Source organism: Campylobacter sp. Cr9 (assembly GCF_020138295.1).
Lineage (GTDB): Bacteria > Campylobacterota > Campylobacteria > Campylobacterales > Campylobacteraceae > Campylobacter_E.
In genome coordinates, this window is record NZ_JACGBH010000010.1 from 36877 (window position 1) to 62164 (window position 25288).

Below are 25288 nucleotides of genomic sequence, written 5' to 3' on the forward strand. Positions count from 1 at the left end.
CTTAAAGGAACACAATGAATTTATTTGATAATAGTGAAATTACTATTGTAGATATTGAAGATAGTATTAAGACAAGTTATCTAGATTATTCTATGTCAGTAATTATAGGTCGTGCATTACCTGATGCAAGAGATGGATTAAAACCTGTTCATAGAAGAATTTTATATGCTATGAATAAGCCAGAAGTTGGTGCTAGAACAAGATTTGTAAAATCAGCTCGTATAGTGGGTGATGTAATAGGTAAATACCATCCACATGGAGATACTGCTGTTTATGATGCTTTGGTTAGAATGGCTCAAGATTTTTCTATGAGATATCCAACTATTAAAGGACAAGGTAACTTTGGTTCGGTTGATGGCGATGGTGCTGCTGCTATGCGTTATACTGAAGCTAAAATGAGTGATTTAACTGAAGATTTATTAAAAGATATTGATGAAGATACAGTTGATTTTGTTCCAAACTATGATGGAAGAGAGTTTGAACCTGATGTATTACCTACTAGAGTTCCAAACTTGCTTTTAAATGGTTCTAGTGGTATTGCTGTTGGTATGGCAACTAATATTCCGCCACATAGTTTAGATGAATTAGTTGATGGACTTTTATATTTACTTAAAAACAAAAACGCTTCAGTAGAAGAAATAATGCAATTTATAAAAGGCCCTGATTTTCCTACCGGTGGAATAATCTTTGGTAAAAAAGGAATAATTGAAGCTTATAAAACAGGTCGTGGTAGAATAAAAGTAAGAGCGAAAACTCACATAGAGCAAAAAGGCAATAAAGAACTAATAGTAATTGATGAATTACCTTATCAAGTAAATAAAGCAAGACTTCATGAGCAAATTGCAGAGCTTGTTAAAGAAAAGCAAATAGAAGGCATTAGTGAAACAAGAGATGAGAGCGATAGAGATGGAATCCGCCTTGTAATTGAGCTTAAGCGTGATGCAATGAGTGAAATAGTTTTAAATAACTTATTTAAAAGCACCACAATGGAAACTACATTTGGTGTTATTATGCTTGCAATTCATAATAAAGAGCCTAAAGTATTTTCATTAATTGAATTACTTGATTTATTCTTAAATCATAGAAAAACAGTAATTATTAGAAGAACAATTTATGAACTAGAACAAGCTAAAAAGAGAGCTCATATTTTAGAAGGCTTAAAAATTGCATTAGATAATATTGATGAAGTTATTGCGCTTATTAAATCAAGTGCAGATACAGCAAGCGCTAAAGAAGGCTTGATGAATAAATTTGCTTTAAGCGAAGTTCAAGCTAGTGCTATTTTAGAAATGAGACTAAGCAGATTAACAGGTCTTGAGCGTGATAAACTTGAAGAAGAATTAAAAGAATTATTAGCTACTATTGAAAGATTAAACGCTATTTTAAAAAGCGAAGAAAAAATTGAAGAAATTATTAATGATGAATTATTAGAACTTAAACATAAATATAAAGTTCCAAGAATTACAGAAATTGTTGATGATTATGATGAAATAGATGTAGAAGACCTAATACCAAATGAGCCTATGGTAATTACAATTACTCATCGTGGATATATTAAAAGAGTTCCTACAAAATCTTATGAAAAACAAAAGCGTGGTGGTAAAGGTAAGGTTGCAGTTACTACTTATGATGATGACTTTATTGAAAGCTTCTTTACAGCAAATTCACACGATACACTAATGTTTGTTACCAATAAAGGTCAGTTATATTGGTTAAAAGTTTATAAAATCCCAGAAGGTAGTAGAACAGCAAAAGGAAAAGCTGTTGTAAATCTAATCAATTTATCTCCTGATGAAAAAATTATGGCAATTATTCCAACTACTGATTTTAGTAATGAAAAATCTTTAGCGTTCTTTACGAAAAATGGTTTAATTAAACGCACTAATTTGAGTGAATATAGCAATATTCGTTCAGTTGGAGTAAGAGCAATTAATCTTGATGAAAATGATGAATTAGTAAGCGTTTTAATAGCATATAATGATGCTAGTGAGATAATAGAAGTTGAAGAAAACGAAGAAAATACTGAAAATAATGTAGAAATCATTGAAGAAAACGAAGAAAATGTAGAAAATAATGAAGAAAATCAAAATGTTGGAACAATGATTTTTGTAGCTACTAAAAAGGGTATGTGTATTAAGTTCCCGCTAACAAAAGTTCGCCAAATTGGTCGTGTAGCTCGTGGTGTTACTGCAATTCGCTTTAAAGAAAAAGATGATTGTGTAATAGGTGCAGTGGTGATTGAAAATAACGAACAAGAAATTTTAAGCGTAAGTCAAAAAGGTATCGCAAAAAGAACCGATGCTGGTGAGTATCGCTTACAAAGTCGTGGTGGTAAGGGTGTAATTTGTATGAAACTTACTCAAAAGACTAAAGATTTAGTAGGTATTGTAATCGTTGATGATACTATGGATTTAATGGCACTTACAAGTAGTGGTAAGATGATTAGAACTGATATGCAAAGTATTAGAAAAGCAGGGCGTAATACAAGTGGCGTTATCGTTGTAAATGTTGGAAGCGATGAGGTTGTAAGTATTGCAAAATGTCCTAAAGAAGAAGATGAAGAAGAAGTTGTAGAAGAAGAAACAGGGCTATTTGATGATAATTGATTTAATCATCTTAGCCTTTTCTTTAGGAATAGATGCGTTTTTCGTAGCACTTAGTATATGCTTGGTGCTACGAAACAATATAAAAAAATTAATTGTTTTTAGCTCTTTAGCAGCGTTTTTTCAAGCCTTTATGCCTATTATAGGTTATTACATAACTTATTATCTAAATACAAAATATATGAAGATAATTCAAGCAATTGATCATTATTTAATATTTTTTATTTTTGCTTTTTTATCTTATAAGTTATTTAAAGAATTTTTAGATGAAAATAAAGAAGAAATTAATATAAATTATTTTTCTTTATTTATGCTAAGTATTGCTACAAGTATTGATGCTTTAGGTGCTGGACTTATGATTTTTTCATTAAAATATGATTTGTTAATGTCTATTATTTTAATTTTTAGCATTACATTTTTAATGTGTATTTCAAGTTTTTTAATTAGTAAAATTAAGGCTAACAAAAAGATTTTACAACCCATAGGAAGTTTGCTTTTATTATTCTTAGCTTGCAAAATAGTTATTGTGCATATATTAGAAGACATATAACTTGTAAAATTGTAACAATTTTCATATTTTTTTAAAAAATTTCTTTTTAGATTTTTTATTTTTATATATCATACTCCTTTAACTTATAAGGAGTATTTATGATAATAGGTTGTTTAAAAGAAATTAAAGACCAAGAATATAGAGTTGGGTTAACACCTTTAGATGTTGTTGAATATATTAATCATGGGCATGAAGTTTTAGTAGAAAGCAAAGCAGGGGCTGGAATTGATATAAGTGATGAAGAATATATAAAAGCTGGAGCTAAAATTTTAACAAAAGAAGAAATCTTTGATAAAGCAGGGATGATTGTTAAAGTTAAAGAACCAATTGAGTGTGAATATAAATTCTTTAAAAAAGGGCAAATTTTATATACTTATTTACATCTTGCTGCAGATGAAAAGCTTACAAAAATGCTTATAGAAAAAGAAATCTCAGCATTTGCATACGAAACTATTCAAGAAGGAAAAAGCTTACCTTGTCTAGCTCCAATGAGCGCTATCGCAGGTCGTTTAGCGGTTATTCAAGGCTGTAAATATCTTGAGAAAACTTATGGTGGCAACGGTATGCTTCTTAGCGGACTTACAGGGGTTAAAAAAGGTAAGGTTGTAATTTTAGGAAGCGGTATGGTTGGATTAAATGCTGCACAACTTGCTTTTGGAATGGGTGCTGAAGTTGTAATTTTAGGTCGTGATGCAAATAGACTTGATTATATTGACCATGTATTTAACGGCAAAATCACCACACTTTATAGTAATATTTCAAATATCTTAGATAGTATTAAAGATGCTGATGTGGTTATTGGAGCAGCTTTAGTTCCTGGTGCAAAAACTCCTAAATTATTATCAAGAAAACATTTAAAACATATGAAAAAAGGTGCTGTAATTGTTGATGTTGCGATAGATCAAGGAGGTTGCTTTGAAACAAGCCGTGCAACAACTCACACAAATCCTATTTATGAAGTAGATGGAATTATTCATTATGCAGTTGCTAATATGCCAGGTGCAGTAGCAAAAACAGCTACTTTAGCTTTATTAAACGCAACAACTCCTTATGGTATAAAAATAGCAAACTTAGGAGTAGTTGGAGCGATTACTTGTTTTGAGAGCTTAAGACATGGATTAAATACACATAAAGGTCATTGCACTCATGAAGGCGTTGCAGAAGCATTTAATTTAGAATACTTTAATCCTAATAATTTCATTGCAAAATAACTCAATTTCCTATTTCAAATTCCAAAAGAATTTGAATTAGGAATTACAAATGATATTCAAGAGATTTTGAAATCTTTTGAATGTTTATACTTGTTTCGTTATCATTGTTTAAAATTACATTTATTACTGATTTATTTATTAAATCAAAGCTTGTTTTATAAAAATATAAAAAATCATTTTGATAAGGTAGATTGAATAAATCTTTAGAAATACTCTCAAAATCCATACTGATATTATCAACCAAAATTGAGTTTAATTTAGTTTTACTAGCGATAATTAATATATCTTTATTATCTTTAACTCCTAAGTAGCTTATAATAAAGTCTTTTATATAATAAGACCTTAGCATTATCTCTTCTTTAGAATTATAAAATTCATTTTTGTCTTTTACACAAGCTGATAAAAATATAAAAATTATTAATAATATGGCTTTTTTCATAACTTCTTCTTTGTTTAATTTATAATTTTATAATTTTTAATAAAAAAGGTTAATCAATGAAAAAAGCATTCGCATTCACAGGCCCATCAAATTCGGGTAAAACTACATTAATTTGTAAAATTTCAGAATATTTACAAAATCAAGGCTTAAAAGTAGCAATAATTAAGCATGATCCAAAAGATAAAGCCGTATTTGATACTAATGGTAAAGATAGTTTTAAATTTTATCAAACAGGTGCAGAAGTTGCAGTGCTAAGTCCAAATAAAACTACTATGTTTTATCATCATTCACTTGAAATTGAGCAAATTATTAAGCAATTTAGTGCTGATATTGTTTTGGTTGAGGGTCTTAAGATTTTACCACTGCCAAGACTTTGCGTATTTTGTAAAGAAATTGATGAGAGTTATTTAGAATATTCTTTAGCATTAGCAAGTTATTCTAATAAAGACTACGGATTAACTCAATTTAATTTAGATGATATTGCTAGTATTAGCGATTTTGTTCTAAAGAATGCTAAGGAGATTTAATGCAAGAAGTAATTCAAGCTATAAAAGCAAGTGTTTTAAAAATTAAACAAAGTTTTGATAATCCAGAATATGGTTATACAGAGCTTAATAATGCTAGTGGAGATTTACAGCTTAAACAAGATGTTTTAAGCGATATGATAATTACAAATGAGCTTAGTAAAGTTGGCTCTATAAAAGCAATTATTAGCGAAGAAAAAGAAAATCCACATTTTTTATATGATGATGCAAGATATGTTGTTGCATACGATCCACTTGATGGTTCTTCACTTTTTGATGTTAATTTTGCTGTTGGAAGTATTTTTGCAATCTATGAAAATACAGCTGAACCTGCTAATTTAAAAGCGGCTGTTTATTCAATTTATGGACCTAGAACTCAGCTTGTAATTTGTATAAACGAGCCAAAATTATATGAATATGATGGAAAAGAGTTTAATTATCTAAAAGATTTAAAATTAGAAAAAAAAGGCAAATTAAACGCAACAGGTGGCACTCAAAAAGATTGGAGCAAAGAGCATAAAGCTATGATTGATAAGATATTTGCTGATGGATATCGCTTAAGATATAGTGGTGCTATGGTTAGTGATTTACATCAAATCTTAATTAAAGGTGGTGGCTTATTTTCATACCCAAATACAAGCGAAGCAACCCTAAATGATGGTAAATTAGGAAAACTTAGAGCTTTATTTGAAGTATTTCCTTTCGCTTATATTTATGAAAAAGCTGGTGGATTTTCAAGCGATGGCATAAAAGGTTCAAAAGGATATGAAAGCTTATTAAGTCTAAAATTTAGCACAATTCATGCAAGTACGCCTTGTTATTTAGGCTCAATGTATGAAAAGGGTTATTTGAATGAATATTTATGAGAGTAATTTGCATGCTGCAAAAATTGCCTTGCAAGATTGCCAACAAAAAACACAAAATAAATTATCTTGTATAGATTGTGAAAAACTTTGCGAATGCGAAATAAGAGATACTTTTGTAAAAGCAACTTATGAAAATATGTCGCAAGGTGCTTCACAAGACTTTAACTTTTAAGGATTTAGATGAAAACATATATTACAACTCCTATTTATTATGTAAATGATAAAGCTCATATAGGACACGCATATACTACTATAATTGCAGATACGCTTGCAAGATTTGCAAGACTTCGTGGAGATGAAACATTTTTTTTAACAGGCACAGATGAACACGGACAAAAAATAGAAGAAAGTGCTATTAAAAATAACGAAAGTCCTAAGGCTTATGCTGATAAAGTTAGTAAAAGCTTTAAAGATTTATGGGCTGAACTTGAAATTAGCAATGATTATTTTATAAGAACAACAGATGAAAAGCACAAAGCAATTGTTCGCAAAATATTTTTAAAAATGTATGAAAAAGGCGATATTTATAAAGATGAATATGAAGGGCATTATTGTGTATCTTGCGAGACTTTTCATACTAAAACTCAGCTTTTAGATGAAGATAAATGCCCTGATTGTAAAAAGCCTACAAGGATATTAAAAGAAGAGAGCTATTTTTTTAGATTAAGCAAATACCAAGATAGATTATTAAAATGGTATGAAGAAAATCCAACTTGTATTATGCCAGCAAGTAAAAAAAATGAAGTAATAGCCTTTGTTAAACAAGGTTTAAGAGATTTATCAGTTACTAGAACTAGCTTTTCATGGGGGATAAAAATACCTGATGAATTAAATGATGATAAGCATATTATTTATGTATGGCTTGATGCACTTAGTAATTATTTAAGTGCTTTAGGATACTTAGATGATGATGCGAAAATGTCTTTTTGGCCTGCAAATGTTCAATTAGTTGGGAAAGATATTTTAAAATTCCATGCTATTTATTGGCCTTGCTTTTTAATGAGCCTTGATTTGCCACTGCCTAAGATGATAGGAGCACATGGTTGGTGGACTGTTGAAGGCGAGAAAATGAGTAAGAGTATAGGTAATGTTATAAATCCACAAGATATCAAAAATGAATTTGGAAATGAGCCTTTAAGATACTTTTTACTATCTCAAATGCCTTTTGGAAATGACGGAGATTTTAGCAAAGCGGCAATGGTTAATAAAATAAATGGCGAATTAGTAAATGAATTAGGCAATTTATTAAGTAGAAGCATTTCAATGGCTAAAAAATACTTTGATTTAAGCGTGAAATTTAAATCAGGATTTAGTGAAGAATTAAATGAAGCCAACGAGCATTTTAAAGCAAGTATAAATGCAATTAATGAGCTTAGAATGAATGAATATATAAATGAAGTTTTAAAAGCTTTAAGTGTTGCAAATGCTATGGTTTCAAAATATGAGCCTTGGAATATGATGAAAAATAACGAAAGCGAAAAAACTCAAAGCTTATTGGTAGTAATTTTTAATATTTTAAAGAATGCTAGTATTTTATTAAGCCCTGTTATGCCAAAAGCAAGTTTAAAAATTGCAAATGCTTTAGGAATTAGCATTGATACTAAAGCATATAATGATATGTTTGTTTTACAAAATAGCTTTAAGGTAAGCGAGTGCGAACATTTATTTTCTAGAGTTGAATTAAAGGTTGAAAATATGCAAGAGATTAAAGAAGTTAAAGAAGAAATAAAAGAGCCAAAAATAAAAATTGATGATTTTGCAAAAATTAAAATGCAAGTAGCAACTGTTTTAGAATGTGAAAATGTTGAAGGTAGTGAAAAATTACTAAAATTTCAGCTTGATTTAGGCACTGAAAAACGCCAAGTTTTAAGTGGAATTGCTAAATATTATAAACCTGAGCAATTAGTTGGAAAACAAATTATTTTACTTGCTAATTTAGAAAGTAGAAAAATCTTTAAACATTTAAGCGAAGGAATGATTTTAAGTGCTAAAAACTCAGATGAGAGCTTAGTATTACTTAGTCCATTAAGTCCTTGCGAAAATGGTGCAATTATAGGATAAGCCTTGCAAATAAGCAATTTTTCGGAATTAATTAATGCAAAAATTATAAATAAGTCTAATAATTTAAGGCTTAGTAATTTTTGCACGAACTTAAGTAGTGTTACTATGGCTAGTGCTTTTTTTACAAATAGTGAAGAAGAAGCAAAAGAAGCTATAAATAAAGGTGCTTATGCGATAATTAGCACAGATAAGCTTAAGGTTGTTGATGAAGAAGTTGCTTATTTATTGGTTGATGATTTTTATCATTCTATGCTTAGAATAATTGCTTTTTCTTCTATGAATAAAAGAGCTATTTTATTTGATGAATTAGGCATAGAATGTTTAAAAAGGCTTAATGTTTCGGTATTAAGCAATGATTTATTTAAAGATTTTGAATTAATACTAAAACAAGATTTGCTTTTTAGCAGTGATTTGGATTATTTAAAAGAGCTGAGTTTGAGTGTAAGCAAGCAAGAATATTCTTATAATATTATCAAGCGATCAAGCTTTTTTTATCAAGATTTAATCTTGAATGATGAATATTATTATAATGTTTTTATACCTGTTATTTTTACAGAGCAATTAGCAAAAATTCACTCAATTAAAGAGCTAGAAATTAATTGTTCAAATCTTAAATTATTAGATTTTATTTTTTTAAATGAAAATAATGAAATAGTTAAGATGAGTGAAGGCTCTAAGGTTGTATTTTTTGAGCAAAATATAGAGGTTATAAAAGAGATTAAAAAACATATTAATTTAGTAGAAGTAAGCAAGGTTACAAACAATACTTATATGCTTAGTAAGATTAGCAAAACTGATTTTTTAAAAGAGCTTAATACAAGTGATGAAGGGTTATTTTGATGATTTATATTGTTTCAGCGATTTTTTCGTTTTTAATGCTTTATTATTTAGCTTTGGTTTTACAGCTAAATAGTTATAAATTTAAAAGAGTTATTTTTAATTTTGCCAAAAAGCGTTGGCATTTTTATTATCTAATAGCTCCTTTTTTACTCTATGTAATCACTTGTGATATTAATCATTATTTAGCATTAGCTTTAATGATTGTTTATTTAATAGCACTTGTTTTACTAGCTAAAAATATTGATAAGCCTTTGGTATTTACAGCTAGAATTAAAAGGCTTTTTGCATTTAATTTATTAGGTGTTTTGATTTTTAGCCCACTTCATTTTTATTATAAGCTTGACCCACATACGCTTGATATTTTAGCTTTTGCGTTTATTTGTTCTTATATATGTGAATATTTTATAAATAAGGGCTTTTATAACAAAGCTTACGAAAAGATTACAAAATTAAATAATTGCAAAGTAGTTTTAATAACTGCAAGTTATGGAAAAACCAGCATAAAGCATTTTTTAGCTCAAATTACACAAAATCACTTTAAAATCCACTATGCAAAAGGTAGCATTAACACTACTTTAGGGCTTATAAAAGATATTAATGAAAATCTTGAGCCTGATACTGAGTTATTAATCATTGAAGCAGGTGCAAGAAAACAAGGCGATATATTAGAAATCACCAAATTAGTTCGCCCTCATTATGTAATAATAGGGCAAATCGGCACAGCACATTTAGAATATTTTAAAAATATAGAAAACACAAGAGCTACAAAAAAAGAAGCCTTACAAAGCGAAAGGCTTGAGCTTGCAATTACGCATAGTAGTGTAAATGAAACCACTTCTTATGATGATGGATTAAGCGATATTAATGCAAGCCTTGATGGGCTTAGTTTTAAATATAAAGGCGAAGATTATTTTGCTAATTTATTAGGTAGTTTTAATGCTAGTAATTTAGCAGCTTGTATTAGTTTAGCTAAAGCTTTAGGTTTAAGTTATGAGCAGATTAAAGAAGAAGTAAAAAATATAAAGCCAACAGCTCATAGACTAGAAATTATCTCAAAAGAGCCAAAATTTATAATTGATGATGGTTTTAATGGAAACTATGATGGAATGAGCGATAGTTATAAAATAATAAAGGATTATAAAGCTGGAAAAAGAGTTTTAGTAAGTCCAGGAATTATTGAAGCTAGCGATGAGCTTAATATAAAGCTTTGCGAAGTAATTAATGAATGTTTTGATTTAGCGATAATTACAAGCGAAAGCAATGCTTTAATTTATGATGAAAATCTAAAGATTGATAAAATAATTTTAAAAGATAAAGCAGAATTAATAAATACTTTAGCAAACAATACCAAAGAAAAAGATTTAATAATTTTTTCAAACGATGCACCAAATTATATTTGATAAATTGCTTTAAAAAATTTAAAGCAATTTCCTAATTCAAATTCCTTTGAAAAATAAAGGAATTTGAATTAGGAATTAAAAAATTTATTAAATTATAAAAATTTTAAGAATTATTTAAGCAAAAAAAGATACTATTACGCTTTTAATCACGGAGGATTTATAGCTCAGTTGGTTAGAGCAACCGGCTCATAACCGGTTGGTCCTAGGTTCGAGTCCTAGTAAATCCACCACCTCCTTTAAATTTAATAGAATTAAATCTTTCTATGGCTTAGGTTTTTCTTTAGGAGAAAATCATGTTAGAAAATAAATCAAAAGTATTATTACCTATATGTTATATAGAAGCCTTAGAAAGATTTGCCTTTTTAGGCTTTTTAGGAATCTTCGTATTTTACTTAATGGATGTTTTTTCTTTTAGCAAAGGTGAGGCTAGTGCTATTAGTGCTAGTTTGGGTGCTGCTATTTATGCTTTTGGAATGTTTGGAGCGTATTTAAGCGATTTTTGTTTAGGTGCTAAAAGATGTGTTTTATATGGAATTGTTTTCATTGCTTTAGGTTATTTGGTTTTAAGTTTTGATTTTTTAATTTTAGCTTTGATTTTTATTCTTCTTGGCAGTGTTTTGATTAAATCAAATATAACGAGCTTATTATCAAAAACATATCCAAATGATAGCGAATATGTATTTAGTATTTTTTATATCTTTGTAAATATCGGTTGCTTTTTAGGACAAATGAGCGCAGGTTTACTTATAATTCATTCTTATAAATTGGCTTTTTTAACAGCATTTTTAAGTGTATTTTGTGCTATTTTAGTTTTTATCTTCAATGCAAAAAACATATCAGATGAGCCTATAAAATATGACTTTTTTAAAAATAATATAAAAATGATTTTATTTTTCATAGCTTTTGTGGTATTTTTAAGCTTTTTTGATCTTTTAGCAATTAGTAAAATAATAAGCATTGTTTCGGTTTTACTCTTGATATTTTTTTATTTTTTTATTTATAAAAAAGTTGAAAATAAAAGTGAGTTTAAAAAATTTGCATTCTACTTATTAGCAGCTGTGTTTTTTTATATGCTTATTTTTCAAGGTTTTAATACTTTAAATATATTGATTAAAAATAAAGTTCAGTTTTATGTGAATGATTATTTAGTTCCTGCTAGTTGGTATTTAGCTTTTATGTTTTTAGTAAGTATTGTAACAAGCACGATTTTAAGTAAAATTAGCAAAAATAATAATATAAATGAAGCTTTAATTATTGCAATATCTTTATTTGTAGCTGCAAGTTCATTTATTTTTCTTGGTCAATTAAGTAAGAACGATAGCATAAATCCAGTCTTTATTTTATTTGCTTATTTAATGTTAGGCGTTTCTCAAACTTGTGTTGGGATTTTTGGTCTTAGTGTTGTTTCAAAAGTATCTTCGGTTGAGTTTAAAACTAGCACTATGGGAATTTGGTTTTTATGTTCTGCTGCTGCTCAAGGAATTGAAGGTATAATTGTAAAATATATTGATTTTATTAGTTATGAAGTTTATCTTAGCATACAAGGTTTTTTTGTATTATTTTTATCATTAATTATTTTTGTTTTACATAAATATTTAAAAATCTAGTTTTTAGTGTTTGGAATTTGAATTAGGAATTTGAAAATTTAAAAAATGCTTTTTGCTTTAAAAATATTTGCTATTATTCTTTTGAGTATAAAGGAGAAATGATGGTATTTTTAATCCCACTTATTATTTTTATTGGTGTTCTTTTTGGAATTGATTATATCTATTTTCAAGATGATGATAATAATGTAAAACAAGAAAAAACTATTAAAAAACAAGTAGATGTAGACGAATATATCAAAAAGTACACAAAATGATAAAACAAGCTTTAGTTGATACTTTTGCAGTTGCAGTTGCATACATTGTAATAGGTGTTGCTTTTGGCATACTTGCGTATTCAAATTCTTTTACATTTTTTGAAGTATTTGTTGCTGCTGTTTTTGTTTTTTCTGGTTCATTGCAATTTTTATTATTATCATTACTTAGTGCGAGTGCTAGTTTATTAGAGATTTTAATAGCTGCAAGTTTGCTAAATCTTAGACATTTTTTCTATATTTTAGGAGCTTTAAAATATTTTAGAGATTTAGGATTTATAAAATATTATGCAATGTTTGCTCTAACCGATGAAAGCTTTGCATTACTTAGTGCAAAAGATTATGATAAAAAAACTGCGGTTTTAATCCTAACTTTTAATCATTTATATTGGATTTTTGGCTGTGTTTTAGGATATTTTATAGCTAGTTACTCTAAAGCTGATTATAGTGCTTTAGGCTTTTCTTTAAACGCTTTATTTATTGTATTAGCTTATGAGCTTTACATAAAACATAAAGAAAATAAAGTATTTTTTATAGCATTATTTTTAGGGCTTGTTGGTTTATTTTTTATAGATAAGCAATATATGATGCTAAGCTGTATTTTTTCAGGAATATTTATATTGATTTTAGGAAAGAAATTATGTCTTATACGATGATTGCTTTGCTAATTGCTGGTTTTAGCGCTGTTGTTTTAAAGGCTTTAGCTTATATATTTTTTGGGACAAAAAAACCAAATGAGCTTTTAATGTATCTTGAAAAACATATGCCACTTTTAATTATGGTTATTTTAGTTTGCTTTTTATATAAAGGCTTAGATTATGAAAATCCACCTTACGCAAGTGATTATATAATCGCTGGTCTTGTAGCTTTGATTACTCATATAATTTTTAAAAAAGGTTTTATTAGCATAATCGCCGCTACTGGTGTGTTTTATATTTTACATGAAATTATTTTTAAGGTTTAATTTTGAGATTTAGTATTTTATTAGCTAGTTTATTATTTTTAAGTGCATGCGGCGGAGGCGGTGCAAGCTCACCTACACCTGTTGTAAAAACTTATTCAAATTATCAAAACACTGCGGAATTTGATTTAGGAAACAGTTTATATGATAGTAAGTATTTAAACTTCGTTGCGGGCAAAAATGCTTCTATTTATACTACAAGCGTTGGATTTAGTTCTAATTGGAATCAAGGATTTTTAGGCACAGGAATAATTTTAGCGATTTTAGATTCAGGAACAGAAGATTTAAGTAAATTAGCTTTTAACTATCATTATGATTACAATAATCACGCAACACTATATTGGAACGATTTAGAATATAGAGCTAATAATGCTAATTTTACTCAAAAAACTTATAAAAGCTCTATTTTAATCAATGAAAAAACAAAAGAAAAAGCAAACCATGGAACTTTAGTAATGAATACAGCAAATCATTTAGCTAAAGACATAAAGTTTGCTAATGTGCCTTTACCTTTAATTGATTCAGATGGAAATAATTTAAGCTCAGGAGATAATGTAAATCTTGCTGCAACTATTGATTATTTATCAAATAGTGGGGTAAGGTTTTTCAATCGCTCATTTGCTAGAACAGGATTAATTAATACTAGTGAAGATAATGTAGGAGATTTTTATACAGCGATTATGCAAAATAACGCTCTTGTTGTTAGTGCAGCTGGAAACGCTCCAACTACTGGAGATTTTTCAAACCATGCACTTCCTTTAAATAGCCCACTTAGAAAAGGCTGGATAATAGCACTTGGTTATTATGATAAAAAACCATCAGGATATAAAGATACTTATTATATTATGGACAATGGGGTAAAAAAGTATGTATATGCTGCAGGAAATACTTGTAAAAAATATGGCTGGGATGATTGTATAGCAGCACCTTTTTCAATAAATGGCAATGCGGGAACTAGCTTTAGCACCCCAGCTATTTTAACCCTTGGAGCTTTAATTTATGAAAAATATCCTTGGATGAGTAATGATAATATTAAAGAAAGTATATTTACTACAGCTTATAAGGTTTATGGAACAAATGAAGATGATGTAAAAGCTCATTTTGGAGAAGGCATTATAAATCCTGCAAAAGCAATGAATGGGGTTGCAAGTTTAAGGCATGATTTTTATGCTAATGTAGATAGAGATAATTTATATGTATTTTCAAACAATATTAGTGGCTCAGCAAATTTTATTAAAGATGGAATCGGAGCTCTTGCTTTAAGTGGAGCAAATACATTTACAGGTGATATAAATATTAAAAAAGGCACTTTATGGCTTAGTAATACAAATAAAGCAAATGTTATAAATAATGCAATTTTAAGAATGAGTAATGCAAGTGCTGCAAATCTTACAAATTATGGAACCTTAGTTAATGAAGGGCTTAGTGTAAATAATTTAACTCTTTTTAATACAAGTAAAATTTATACAAATATAGGTGAAAAATTTAATGTGGTGAATAAGGCTAAGCTTGATGGGGATTTGAATATAGTTGGCGTTAAATACAATTATACTTTAAATAAGGAAAGAGAAGATTTATTAACAGCAGGAAGTATTGAAGGACAATTTAAAAATATAGTTTCAAACTCAGTATTTTTAAAAATTAAAGAGCCAAAATATGAAAGCACTAAGCTTAGTATAAAGGTTGATAAAATTGAAGATTTAAGCAAATTACCTGAATTAAATGCTTATGCAAAGAAAAATTACACAAGTTTATTTACACATTTTGATAGATTGTTTTATGAAAATAATAAAACTAAATTACCATTAGATACAGCAAATTATAAAGAGCCCAATTTAAATGCTAATTTAAGCGAAAATGAGTTTTTAAAATATAATTTAGTAGCAAGTGCGATAATCAATACAACAAAAGATGAATTAATACCTACTACGAAATTATTATTTGCAGAAGACATTTATACAAATTCATTATTAAATATCGCAAGGATTAAAAACGTAAGCAAAAATTTAAATGATACTTCAAGCATAAGCTATAATTACAATAAAATCAGCGATTTAAAAGAAAGCTCGTATGACTTTAAAATAGCTCATAATATTGATAATTTAGGTCTTGCTTTTATATATAATGATGCAAACATTTATAATGATAATTTTAAAAATAATGCTAAAACTTTAGGATTTTTAGCTAGTTATAACCTAGATTTAAATGATTATTATTTAAAGAATTTGATTTCGTATTTTGATATTAAAAATAATGTAAATAGATTTAATTTAAGTTCAAGTTTTAAAAATAAAGCTCTTGTTCTTTCAAGTGAATTAGGATTAAATAATCAAATTAGCCCTTATTTAAGACTTAATTACTTAAAGTATTATCAAAAAGCCTTTAGTGAAAATAGTGATTTATTAGCCTTAAAATTTGAAAAATTCAAAAAAGATTTTTATTATGCTAATTTAGGTTTAAATGTGAATTTTGATTTTCAAAATATCAAAATAAAGCCTTTTATTGATTTAGAATATAATTTTAATAAAGATTTTTATTTTTTAGCAAAATATGATTTTTCTAATAATTTAGAAATCTCAAATGGTTTTTATAAAAGATTTTTGCATAATTTGGGAATTAGTTTTGATTATCGTTTAAATAATAAAATAAATTTTAATTTTCATTATTATAATACTTTCGCAAAAAAGCATTATACAAATAAATTTTATTTAGGATTTTTATATGAATTTTAAGAGCAAGTTATCATTAGCCACTATTTTGGTTTTATTTAGCGCCTGTGGTGGCGGTGGTGGAGTTGTAGTTCCGATTTCAAATTCCACTCCAAAAGCAACACCTATAAGTAGTCCAAATCAAGTTACTCCAAAGCCTATTAATCCACTTCCAATTAATCCGGATTTAAATAATCCAAATAAGCCAGAGCCTAGTGTTCCTAGTCCAGTTGAGCCAATTCCAAATAAGCCAGAACCTAGTATTCCAAATCTAGTTGAGCCAAATCTTCCTAATACAAACGAGCCAAATCTAGTGCTAAATCTTGTTAATACAAATATAAGCAAAGCAGAAATTAAAGAAACTTATACAAATTTACCTAGCATTAAAATAGAAAACAAAGTTGAATTAAGCACAAAACTAACAAGCGAAAATAAAGAAGCCGTAGAAGTATTTAGCAAGCTTTATGATAGTTCTTTAAAGACTTTTAGTGTAGCGAATAATGTTTCTAATTATGAAAGCTCAAATGATAAAGCAAATATAAATGATGTTAATTCAAGAGCAGAAGCAAAGCAATCAAGCTATGGATTTAGTCCTAATTGGAATCAAGGTTTTTTAGGTAATGGAATTATTATAGGTATAAATGATTCAGGGACAAATGATTTAACAAATGTATTATTTAATGAGCATTATGATTATATAAACAATACAAATGATAAATGGAATAGCTTAGAAAATAGATTAAATAATGAGAATTTTAAAAGTAAAGCATATTCAAGTTCATTTTTAAAAGATAGCAACAATAATCCTATTTTACATGGCAAAAATGTAATGGATACTGCAAGTCTTATTGCAAATAAAATAAAATTTGCAAATATAGTAAGTCCTATTAGTGAAGACGAGAAAGGCGATAAGATAAATCTAGCTGCTACGATTGATGCTTTATCAAATAGTGGAGTTAGATTTTTTAATCAATCTTATGAATATCACGAATTAAATAATTCAAGTCCTAATACAGGTGTGTTTTATACAGCAATTATGAAGAATAATGCCTTAGTATTTAATGCAGCAGGAAATGTTATTGATAATATTGATAAGCCTTTTACAACTCACGCATTACCTATTGATAGCCCTTTAAGAAAAGGTTGGGTGATTGTATTAGGTTATAAAACAGAAAAAGCAAGAGTAGATGAATATGGAAAGCATTTTTATATAACAGATAATGATGGGCTTGTTAAAGAAGTTTATCATTACGGAAATACTTGCAAAAAATATGGTTGGGATGATTGTATTTCAGCTCCTTTTGTAATAAACGGACATCAAGGCACAAGTTATAGTGCTCCAGCAACTGCTAGTGTGGCTGCTTTAATTTATGAAAAATATCCTTGGATGAGTAATGATAATATTAAAGAAAGTTTATTTACAACTGCATTTAAGGTTACTAGTTCAACTAGCACAGAAGATGAAATAAAGGCTCGTTTTGGTGTTGGTATTTTAAATCCTGCTCGTGCTATGAATGGAGTAGCTGAGTTTAGAAAAGACTTTTATGCTAATGTTGATTTAGATAATTTATATGTATTTTCAAATAATATTAAAGGTAGTTATGGTCTTATTAAAGATGGCATAGGAACTTTAGTTTTAAGTGGAGATAATACCTTTACAGGTGCAAGTGAGATTAAAAATGGAACTTTATGGCTAGCAGGTAAGAAAAATCAAGCACATTTTACAAATACAAATGGTGTATTAAGATTAAGCAATACAATAGTAAGTGGCATTACTAATAATAGTGTTTTAGTAAATGAAGGTGTGACTTTAGGAAGTCTTACATTAGGTGCAAATAGTAAGATTTATTCAAATTTAGGTGAGAGTTTTAGGGTTTTAGGAAATGCTAAGCTAGATGGAGAATTTAATTTAGTAGGAGTAAAATCAGGTGTTAATATTGCTCAAGGTCAAAATGTTGATATATTAACAGCAAAAAGCATTGAAGATAGGTTTAAATCAGTTCAATCATTAGTAACTTTTCTAGAAATTAACGAGCCAACTTATGCTAACGATAAAGTAAGTGTAATGGTTAAAAGAATTGATTTAGATAAGGCAAATGATTTAAATGATTTTGCTAAGAAAAATTATCAATTATTATTCACTCAACTTGATAATTATTTAGATTACGAGAGTAAAAAACAAGATAAAACAAGCAATGATTTAGCGTATAATAAAATCAATCTTGATGGGGCTTTAAGTGAAGCTGAGTATAACTTAAAAAGAGCTGATTTGTTTTATGCTAATGTATTAAATACTACAAAAGATAAATTAGAAGAAAATACTAATAAGCTTTTTGCAACAGATTTTTATAAAAACAGCCTTATGAATATTGCAAGAGTTAAAAATATTCATGCAAGTGCTTTAAAAAATAATTTTAATATTGAGCAAAGTTTCGGACATAATAGTATTGATGATTTAAAAGCAAATTCAAGCAAAACTTTAATAAGTAATGCTTTAATTAAAGATGATTTAAAACTTGCTTTTGGATTTGTTTATGATAGTGTTAATATGTATAATGATAATTTTAAAAATGACGCTAAAACAATAGGTTTAAAGGCTAATTTAACTTATGATTTAAGTAACCTAGTAATATCAAATAATTTAAGTTATTTAAATACTTTAAATAAAACCCAAAGATTTGATAATTTTGCAAAATTTTATGATAATTCTTTAGCATATACATTAAAATTATCTTATAAATTACACAGCGATGGCTTTGTTTCAAATCTGTTTGAGCCTTATATTGCTATAAATGGGATTTATAGTAGGCAAAATAGCTTTAATGAGCGTGGAAATGAATTTAGCGTAGGGCTTGATAGTTTTAGTAAATTTTATTCTTATGCTAATCTTGGTTTTAATTTAAATACTTATTTTGATAATTTATCATTATCAGTAGGAACTGATATAGAATATAATTTTTATAAAGATTATTCACTAAAGGGAAGAAATTTAAATTATTTAAATAAAATTGAAATAAGTGATGGTTTTTATAAAAATCTCGTAAGTAATGCTAATATAGGCATAGAATATTTATTTAATAATCAATTAAAAATGATTATGAACTATAAGTTAAGTTATATGTATAATAATAATTCAACAAATAAAGGAAAACATTTTGATTTTTCAACAGATTTTGACAAAGCTAAAAATTTGAAGAATTATACAAATGAATTTATGTTTGGAATTAATTATATTTTTTAAAGGAGATACATGAAAGTTTTTAAATTTGGCGATAATATAGATACAGATTTAATCATTGCTGCAAGATATTTAAATACAAGCGATGAAAAAGTTTTGGCTAGTTATGTTATGGAAGATGCTAGACCGGGATTTTTTAAAGAAATTGGCGAGAATGATTGTATAGTTGCAGGCGAAAACTTTGGCTGTGGTTCTAGTCGTGAGCATGCTCCAATAGCTATAAAAGCTGCAAATATTAAATGCGTAATCGCAAAAACTTATGCAAGAATTTTTTATAGAAACGCATATAATACAGGGCTTTTAATACTTGAATGCAATGATACTGATAAAATTGCAGAAAATGATGAATTAGACATAGATATAACAAATGGTGTTATTAAAAATATTACAAAAAACGAAAGCTATAAAATAAATCCAATTCCGGAATTTATGCAAGAATTACTTGCAGCTGGTGGGCTTATTGAATACGCTAGTAAGGTGGCAAAATGAGTAAAATTTGTGTGATTAAAGGTGATGGAATAGGGCCTGAGATAATTGATGAAGCGATAAAAGTTTTAAAAGTTGTTCGCCCTGATTTAGAATATAAAGAATGTTTAATGGGTGGAGCAGCAATTGATAGCGTTGGAGTTCCACTGCCGCAAGAGACAATCGATACAGCATTAAATTCTGATGCTGTATTATTTGGAGCAATTGGTGGGGCTAAATGGGATAATTTAGAACGCCATTTAAGACCTGAGAGTGGATTGCTTGCACTTAGAAAAGCTTTAGGAGTTTTTGCAAATCTTCGCCCAGCTTTTGTGTATGAAGGACTTGAAGAGCTTAGTACAATTAGAGCTGAGGTTGTAAAAGGCGTTGATTTACTTGTAGTAAGAGAGCTAACGGGTGGGATTTATTTTGGACAGCCAAGAGAAAAGTCATACGATAAAGCTTATAATACTATGGTTTATAGCCGTGATGAGATTATTAGAATTGCAAAAATAGGTTTTGAAAGTGCAATGAAACGCCGTAAAAAACTATGTATGGTAGATAAAGCAAATGTTCTTGAGACTTCAGCTTTATGGAGAGAAGTTTGCGATGAATTAGCTAAAGATTATCCAGAAGTTGAGCTTAGTTATATGTATGTAGATAATGCTGCAATGCAACTTGTAAAAAATCCAAAGCAATTTGATGTAATTTTAACTGAAAATTTATTCGGAGATATTTTAAGTGATGAAGCTAGTATGGTAGTTGGCTCAATCGGACTACTTGCAAGTGCAAGTATAGGTGGTAAGGTTGGCTTATATGAGCCAATTCATGGAAGTGCTCCTGATATTGCTGGGCAAGGCATTGCAAATCCAATTGCTACAATTTTAAGCGCTGCTATGATGTTAAGATTTGCGTTAAATGATGAAGAAAATGCTACAAAAATAGAAAATGCAGTTAAAAAAGCTATAAGTGAAGGCTATGGTTGTGCTGATTTAGCTAATGCAAAGATTAAATTAAATACTCAAGAAATGGGTAATTTGATAGCAAAGTATTGTGAATGCAAACAATAACAGCTGCAAAAATATATGAAGAACAAGGGCTAAGAGCTGAAGCCCTTGAGATTTATAAAAATATTTTAAAAAAAGATAAAAATAATCAAGCAGCTAAGGAAGGTATTTTTAGATTAAGTGGAGCAAAGGTTCATAAATTAGAGCTTAATTTATTAATGTATGATTTTTTTATGAATGCAAAAAGCGAACAAGAATATAATGAGTTTAAAAGGTGGTTATTAAATATATGAATAATGAAGAATTATCACAAATGATAGATAGATTATCTCAAGTTGCAGCCGAAGAAGTAAAAAAAGAATATGAAAATAAAAAAGAAGAAAAACTTGAAGATATTAAGATAATAAATCAAGAAAGCGTAGAAGAAGAATTAATATCAAAAATTGAAGATATACAAAAGAACAAAGAACAAACTCCTATGCTAACAAACTATGAAAAGCAATATTTATTAAAGATTAAAGAAAGAATTTTGGTTCTTTTTGAAGCTTTAAATACAAAACAAAATGAAGAAGATTTGCAAAAAAGATTGGAAATTACAATTTCTTTTATTGAATTTTTATTAGCAAATATTGAAGAGCGTTTAAAAAATTAATGCTTCCTTGGAATGAAAAGACCTTTTTAGAAATCAAATCAACTTTATCAAAATATACAAAAAGAGCTTATTTTGTAGGTGGTTGTGTTAGGGATATTTACCTAAACAATCACACAAATGATTACGATATAGAAATTTATGATGTAAGCCCAGGTAAAATGGAAGAAATAGCTAAAGAATTAAATGCTTTAGGTGTTGGAAAAAGTTTTTTTGTATATAAAAAAGAAAACTACGATTTAGCACTTGCAAGAACCGAAACAAAAATAGGCAATTTACATACAGATTTTAGTGTAAAAGTTGAAAATAATGAATATAAAGGCTCTTTAAGAAGAGATTTTTGTATGAATACAATTATGATAAATATTTTTACTAAAGAAGTATTAGATTTACATAAAGGCATAAGAGATTGTAAAAAAAAGCTTATTAGAATAGTAAATTATGATACTTTTAAAGAAGACTCGCTAAGGGTTTTAAGATTCATTCAATTTATTGCTAGATTTAAATTAAAGACTAATAAAAAAGATTTAGAATATTTAAAAAAAATTGATATTTCAAATCTTAGCAAAGATAGAATTTATAATGAATTAATAAAATTATTTGAAGCAAAATACCCAGAAATAGGGCTTTATTATTTATATAAGCTTAATTTATTTGAAAAATGCTTTGGTTTTAATGTTAGTAAAGCTAGTTTTTTTTCAGTTTTAAAAAAGATTAAAGATAATAAATTTTTAGTTTGCAAGGAAAAAAGATTTGCTTTAATGTTTTTTTATTTCATTGATTATTTTAATATATATTATCAATTAATGCCTTATAAAAAAATGCTTTTATTTTTAACAAAAGAGCCAAAAATTAGCATTATAGATGATTATAATTTATGCAAAATCGCTATTAAAATGCCCTTAAAAGAATGGTTAGGGCTTAATAAAGATATTAAAAAAAGAGCTTTAAAACTAGGAATTTATGATGATAAAATAAAAGTTTTATATGAAAATATAAGCTCAAAAGAAGAAGCATTAAAATGCGAAGAAATAGCTATCAAGGAGTATTTAAAAAATGTTTAATATAGTTTTAGTTGAGCCAAGAATTGCAGGAAATGTAGGTACGATAGGTAGAATGTGTTATAACTTAGGTTTTAAATTGCATTTAGTTGGACCTCATTTTTTGGACTTTTCAAGCAAAAAGATTATGCACGCAGGGCTTGATTATTGGGATAAATTAGAGCCTATTTTTTGGGATAATGCTAAGCATTTTTTAGAAAATAATGATATTTCAAAAATGAAATTCGCTAGCACAAAATCAAACAATGCCTATTTTAATGCTAGTTTTAGCATGGGTGATTTTATTGTTTTTGGGAGTGAGAGTTTTGGTCTTCCACAACCTGAAATTAAAGCTATTTTAGATGATAAAAATACTTTTTTAATTCCTATGAAAAGCTATGGAAGGTCGCTAAATTTAGCTCAAAGTGTAGCATTTTTAAGTGGTGAAGCTTTAAGACAAAATTATTCAAATTTTACTTTAGAATAAGCAAATTAAAATCTTAGAATTTGAATTAAAACTTTACATAAAGGATTATTAAACTTAAATTATTAAAAGCAAAATCCTAATTCAAATTCCTGAAATTACGAATAGAATTAGGCTTAGGATTTTCATCCTAAGACTTTTAATACTCTAAATCAGGCTTAATGGTTTTGTTTGTTGAAGCAGGTAGAATAGGGTAGCTAATCTCTGGCATTTTACCTGTTAGTGATTTTAAAAACGAAATGATTAATTTAGTATCACTATCATTTATATCAATTCCTAGTTGGATTTTACCCATAGATTTCACAGCTTCTTCAAGTTCCCAAATCGCACCATTATGATAATATGGAGCTGTTAGTGCTATATTTCTTAGAGTTGGAGCTTTTATAAGTCCGTCGCTATCTCCTTTAAAATCACCTATATTAGCGTATTGATATTTATTAGCTACTTCAAATGCTTGAAGAGTTCCGCCAAGGTTAATTCCTGTATGACAAGCGGTGCAGCCTTTATCTATAAATAATTTTAGACCTTTTTTCTCATCATCACTTAAAGCCTTTTCATTACCATTTAAAAAATCATCAAATCTTGAAGGAGTGATTAAAGTTCTTTCAAATATTCCTATACTTGTAGCAATTAAATCAAAATCAATTTTTACATCTTTTCCATAAGCTTGTTTAAATTCTTGAATATACTCAGGAATAGAAGTTATCTTGCTAACTACTTCGCTAGGAACTGCTGCCATTTCAACTGATGATTGAATAGGGCCTTTTGCTTGATCTTGTAAATGACCTGATCTTCCGTCCCAAAACTGAGATGAGTTAAATACAGAGTTATAAACCGTTGGAGAGTTTAGATGGTGTGGGTTTGGCGACCATTTATGACCTGTGCTAGCAGGTATGCCATCTGTTCCACCAAGCCCTAGATTATGACAGGTGTTACATGAGATTATGCCACTTTTTGAAATTCTAGGGTCAAAATAAAGCTTCTTACCTAGCTCAACTCTTTCTTTTGTGGTTGGATATTCTACATAATCAGGTGCGTTTTGCTTGATTAATTCTTCAAGCTTTGCTTTATCGCTAGGAATTGCAACTAATCCTGCGTCTTTTGCAGCTTCTATTAAACTACTAGCATTTAAACTTGCTAATAAACTTAAAGATAACATAATTTTTTTCATTACTTTCTCCTTTTAAATAAAGTAGAAAAATTATAAAGTTTTTTAGATAATAAAAAATATTATTTATATAATTTTTTAAAAATTTATATTTTACTAACTAATAAAAAATCTTAATTACTGCCATAAAAGTATTAAAATTTAAAAGAATTTGAAATAGGAATTAGAAATTATTCTTTCTCCTTTTTTAAATTTGTTTCACAATGTAAAGATTCTAATTCAGTAAATGTATAAGGGTATGCTCTTGTGTAAAGATAATATGCGTTAGATACAATATTTGCAATACTATGTATATAAATTTCATATGTTGGATATGCATTATAATAGTAAATCTTATAAACCAAAAAATAATCTCTTTCTTTGTAATTTATCGTAAAAATTCTTTGTGTAAGCTCATGAAAATCTGTTGATATTTTTATTCTATTAGATTTTTTTATGACATCTAACAGATTTTTATTCTTAATAGGATGATTGCAAAAATCTTTTTCTATAAACAAAATATTTCCAATTTTACCTAATAAAGCTAAGTAATTTTTATCATTTAAAATTACATCGCTAATAGTTATATTTTTGTGTTTTTTTATGTATTTTTTACCCTTAATTTTACTTGCAAAATAGAGCTCTCCATTTTTATCAACTTCAAAAAAAGAATAACTCACATCATTATCAACACCATAGATATTATCACGCCCTAAATTTTTATAAACTTTTCTATCAAGCCCTAAATCCCAGCAGTATTTAAGAGTGTCTTTTACTTCTTGGCTTGAGTAAGGCTTAGCATCTACAATTTTTGGTTTGATTTTTATATCCTTATATCTAAAAAAATCTTGCCAAAAATTATTTATTGATATCTCTTCGCAATCTACTGTGCATTTACGCTTATAACACTCAGTTGAGTTTTCTTGAATTATTTTTATATGTTCTATTAATTCTTTAGGATAGGTTTTTGAGTTTTCAAGACTAGTGCTAAGTTCTTTTATCCTAGCTTTATAAGAATTTATAATGCAATTATTATCATCTTTACAATCACTAATATTTTTTAAAAATTCATCTTGGTCTTGTCTTATTTCTTTGGTAATATAAGGAAAGCTTTTATAAATACTATCTAGCTCTATTTTTAACTTATTTATTTGATATGAATAAATATTTGTAATTAGTAAAATAGTTAATATTTTAAGCACTTACTCTCCTTTAATATTAATTATTAGATTGTTTC

The 25288-nt window shown here is 27.8% G+C and carries 24 protein-coding genes and 1 tRNA gene; 22 read left to right on the top strand and 3 right to left on the bottom strand.

Features of this window, described 5'->3' with window-relative positions; all coding sequences use genetic code 11:
- Positions 1-14: 14 nt before the first annotated feature.
- The 3 genes from gyrA (at position 15) to ald (ending at position 4364) form a co-directional block, all read left to right on the top strand.
- Positions 15-2606, top strand: coding sequence for a DNA gyrase subunit A (gene gyrA / locus AVANS14531_RS06130; RefSeq protein ID WP_336611708.1), 2592 nt, complete (start codon positions 15-17; stop codon positions 2604-2606).
- Positions 2596-3153, top strand: a complete 558-nt coding sequence (locus tag AVANS14531_RS06135; protein ID WP_336611709.1) for a manganese efflux pump MntP — start codon at positions 2596-2598, stop codon at positions 3151-3153. The genes gyrA and AVANS14531_RS06135 overlap by 11 nt, the downstream gene beginning before the upstream one ends.
- 98 nt (positions 3154-3251) lie before the next feature.
- Entirely contained in the window at positions 3252-4364 is a 1113-nt protein-coding gene (gene ald, locus AVANS14531_RS06140) for an alanine dehydrogenase (RefSeq protein ID WP_239816944.1), read from the top strand.
- Positions 4365-4407: 43 nt separating this feature from the next.
- Here the strand turns inward: ald and AVANS14531_RS06145 are convergent, their stop codons facing one another.
- Complete coding sequence (locus AVANS14531_RS06145; protein WP_336611710.1) at positions 4408-4803, bottom strand: hypothetical protein; 396 nt, start codon at positions 4801-4803, stop codon at positions 4408-4410.
- A 56-nt stretch (positions 4804-4859) separates the two neighbouring features.
- Here AVANS14531_RS06145 and mobB point away from each other — a divergent pair, with 56 nt between their 5' ends.
- The 19 genes from mobB (at position 4860) to AVANS14531_RS06240 (ending at position 22907) form a co-directional block, all read left to right on the top strand.
- Positions 4860-5330 carry a molybdopterin-guanine dinucleotide biosynthesis protein B gene (gene mobB, locus AVANS14531_RS06150; RefSeq protein ID WP_336611711.1) on the top strand — a complete coding sequence of 157 codons (471 nt, stop codon included), beginning with the start codon at positions 4860-4862 and terminating at the stop codon, positions 5328-5330.
- Positions 5330-6193 carry a class 1 fructose-bisphosphatase gene (locus AVANS14531_RS06155; RefSeq protein ID WP_336611712.1) on the top strand — a complete coding sequence of 288 codons (864 nt, stop codon included), beginning with the start codon at positions 5330-5332 and terminating at the stop codon, positions 6191-6193. Before mobB ends, AVANS14531_RS06155 begins: the two co-directional genes overlap by 1 nt.
- Complete coding sequence (locus AVANS14531_RS06160; RefSeq protein ID WP_239816940.1) at positions 6180-6365, top strand: hypothetical protein; 186 nt, start codon at positions 6180-6182, stop codon at positions 6363-6365. The genes AVANS14531_RS06155 and AVANS14531_RS06160 overlap by 14 nt, the downstream gene beginning before the upstream one ends.
- A gap of 8 nt (positions 6366-6373) precedes the next feature.
- Positions 6374-8254, top strand: coding sequence for a methionine--tRNA ligase (gene metG, locus AVANS14531_RS06165; RefSeq protein WP_336611713.1), 1881 nt, complete (start codon positions 6374-6376; stop codon positions 8252-8254).
- Positions 8255-8257: 3 nt separating this feature from the next.
- The gene (locus AVANS14531_RS06170; RefSeq protein WP_336611714.1) at positions 8258-9094 is read left to right on the top strand and encodes a hypothetical protein; all 837 of its coding nucleotides are present in this window, start codon (positions 8258-8260) and stop codon (positions 9092-9094) included.
- Entirely contained in the window at positions 9094-10494 is a 1401-nt protein-coding gene (locus AVANS14531_RS06175; RefSeq protein WP_336611715.1) for a UDP-N-acetylmuramoyl-tripeptide--D-alanyl-D-alanine ligase, read from the top strand. The genes AVANS14531_RS06170 and AVANS14531_RS06175 overlap by 1 nt, the downstream gene beginning before the upstream one ends.
- 153 nt (positions 10495-10647) lie before the next feature.
- Positions 10648-10724: transfer RNA gene (locus AVANS14531_RS06180), tRNA-Ile, on the top strand.
- Positions 10725-10787: 63 nt separating this feature from the next.
- The gene (locus AVANS14531_RS06185) at positions 10788-12101 is read left to right on the top strand and encodes an oligopeptide:H+ symporter (protein ID WP_336611716.1); all 1314 of its coding nucleotides are present in this window, start codon (positions 10788-10790) and stop codon (positions 12099-12101) included.
- Between the two features lie 101 nt (positions 12102-12202).
- Positions 12203-12355 carry a hypothetical protein gene (locus AVANS14531_RS06190; RefSeq protein ID WP_239816935.1) on the top strand — a complete coding sequence of 51 codons (153 nt, stop codon included), beginning with the start codon at positions 12203-12205 and terminating at the stop codon, positions 12353-12355.
- Positions 12352-13008, top strand: coding sequence for an AzlC family ABC transporter permease (locus tag AVANS14531_RS06195; RefSeq protein ID WP_239816934.1), 657 nt, complete (start codon positions 12352-12354; stop codon positions 13006-13008). The genes AVANS14531_RS06190 and AVANS14531_RS06195 overlap by 4 nt, the downstream gene beginning before the upstream one ends.
- Positions 12993-13316 (top strand): AzlD domain-containing protein, encoded by a 324-nt coding sequence (locus tag AVANS14531_RS06200; protein WP_336611717.1) that lies wholly within the window; start codon positions 12993-12995, stop codon positions 13314-13316. Before AVANS14531_RS06195 ends, AVANS14531_RS06200 begins: the two co-directional genes overlap by 16 nt.
- Before the next feature lie 2 nt (positions 13317-13318).
- Positions 13319-16045 carry a S8 family serine peptidase gene (locus AVANS14531_RS06205; protein ID WP_336611718.1) on the top strand — a complete coding sequence of 909 codons (2727 nt, stop codon included), beginning with the start codon at positions 13319-13321 and terminating at the stop codon, positions 16043-16045.
- A complete protein-coding gene (locus tag AVANS14531_RS06210) occupies positions 16035-19262 on the top strand; it encodes a S8 family serine peptidase (RefSeq protein ID WP_336611719.1) in 3228 nt (1075 codons plus the stop codon). Before AVANS14531_RS06205 ends, AVANS14531_RS06210 begins: the two co-directional genes overlap by 11 nt.
- 9 nt (positions 19263-19271) lie before the next feature.
- The gene (locus AVANS14531_RS06215; protein ID WP_239816930.1) at positions 19272-19748 is read left to right on the top strand and encodes a 3-isopropylmalate dehydratase small subunit; all 477 of its coding nucleotides are present in this window, start codon (positions 19272-19274) and stop codon (positions 19746-19748) included.
- On the top strand, positions 19745-20794 hold the full coding sequence (leuB, locus tag AVANS14531_RS06220) for a 3-isopropylmalate dehydrogenase (RefSeq protein WP_336611720.1): 1050 nt from the start codon (positions 19745-19747) through the stop codon (positions 20792-20794). The genes AVANS14531_RS06215 and leuB overlap by 4 nt, the downstream gene beginning before the upstream one ends.
- Positions 20782-21024, top strand: a complete 243-nt coding sequence (locus AVANS14531_RS06225; RefSeq protein WP_239816928.1) for a hypothetical protein — start codon at positions 20782-20784, stop codon at positions 21022-21024. The genes leuB and AVANS14531_RS06225 overlap by 13 nt, the downstream gene beginning before the upstream one ends.
- Positions 21021-21383 (top strand): CiaD-like domain-containing protein, encoded by a 363-nt coding sequence (locus AVANS14531_RS06230; RefSeq protein ID WP_239816927.1) that lies wholly within the window; start codon positions 21021-21023, stop codon positions 21381-21383. Before AVANS14531_RS06225 ends, AVANS14531_RS06230 begins: the two co-directional genes overlap by 4 nt.
- Positions 21383-22444 carry a CCA tRNA nucleotidyltransferase gene (locus AVANS14531_RS06235; RefSeq protein ID WP_336611721.1) on the top strand — a complete coding sequence of 354 codons (1062 nt, stop codon included), beginning with the start codon at positions 21383-21385 and terminating at the stop codon, positions 22442-22444. The genes AVANS14531_RS06230 and AVANS14531_RS06235 overlap by 1 nt, the downstream gene beginning before the upstream one ends.
- Positions 22437-22907: a tRNA (cytidine(34)-2'-O)-methyltransferase gene (locus AVANS14531_RS06240; RefSeq protein WP_336611722.1), complete on the top strand. Its 471-nt coding sequence runs from the start codon at positions 22437-22439 to the stop codon at positions 22905-22907. Before AVANS14531_RS06235 ends, AVANS14531_RS06240 begins: the two co-directional genes overlap by 8 nt.
- A 136-nt stretch (positions 22908-23043) precedes the next feature.
- On the opposite strand, the gene AVANS14531_RS06245 is transcribed toward AVANS14531_RS06240, so the two are convergent.
- The gene (locus tag AVANS14531_RS06245; RefSeq protein ID WP_336611723.1) at positions 23044-24075 is read right to left on the bottom strand and encodes a cytochrome-c peroxidase; all 1032 of its coding nucleotides are present in this window, start codon (positions 24073-24075) and stop codon (positions 23044-23046) included.
- A 167-nt stretch (positions 24076-24242) separates the two neighbouring features.
- On the bottom strand, positions 24243-25253 hold the full coding sequence (locus AVANS14531_RS06250; protein ID WP_336611724.1) for a hypothetical protein: 1011 nt from the start codon (positions 25251-25253) through the stop codon (positions 24243-24245).
- Between the last annotated feature and the right edge of the window lie 35 nt (positions 25254-25288).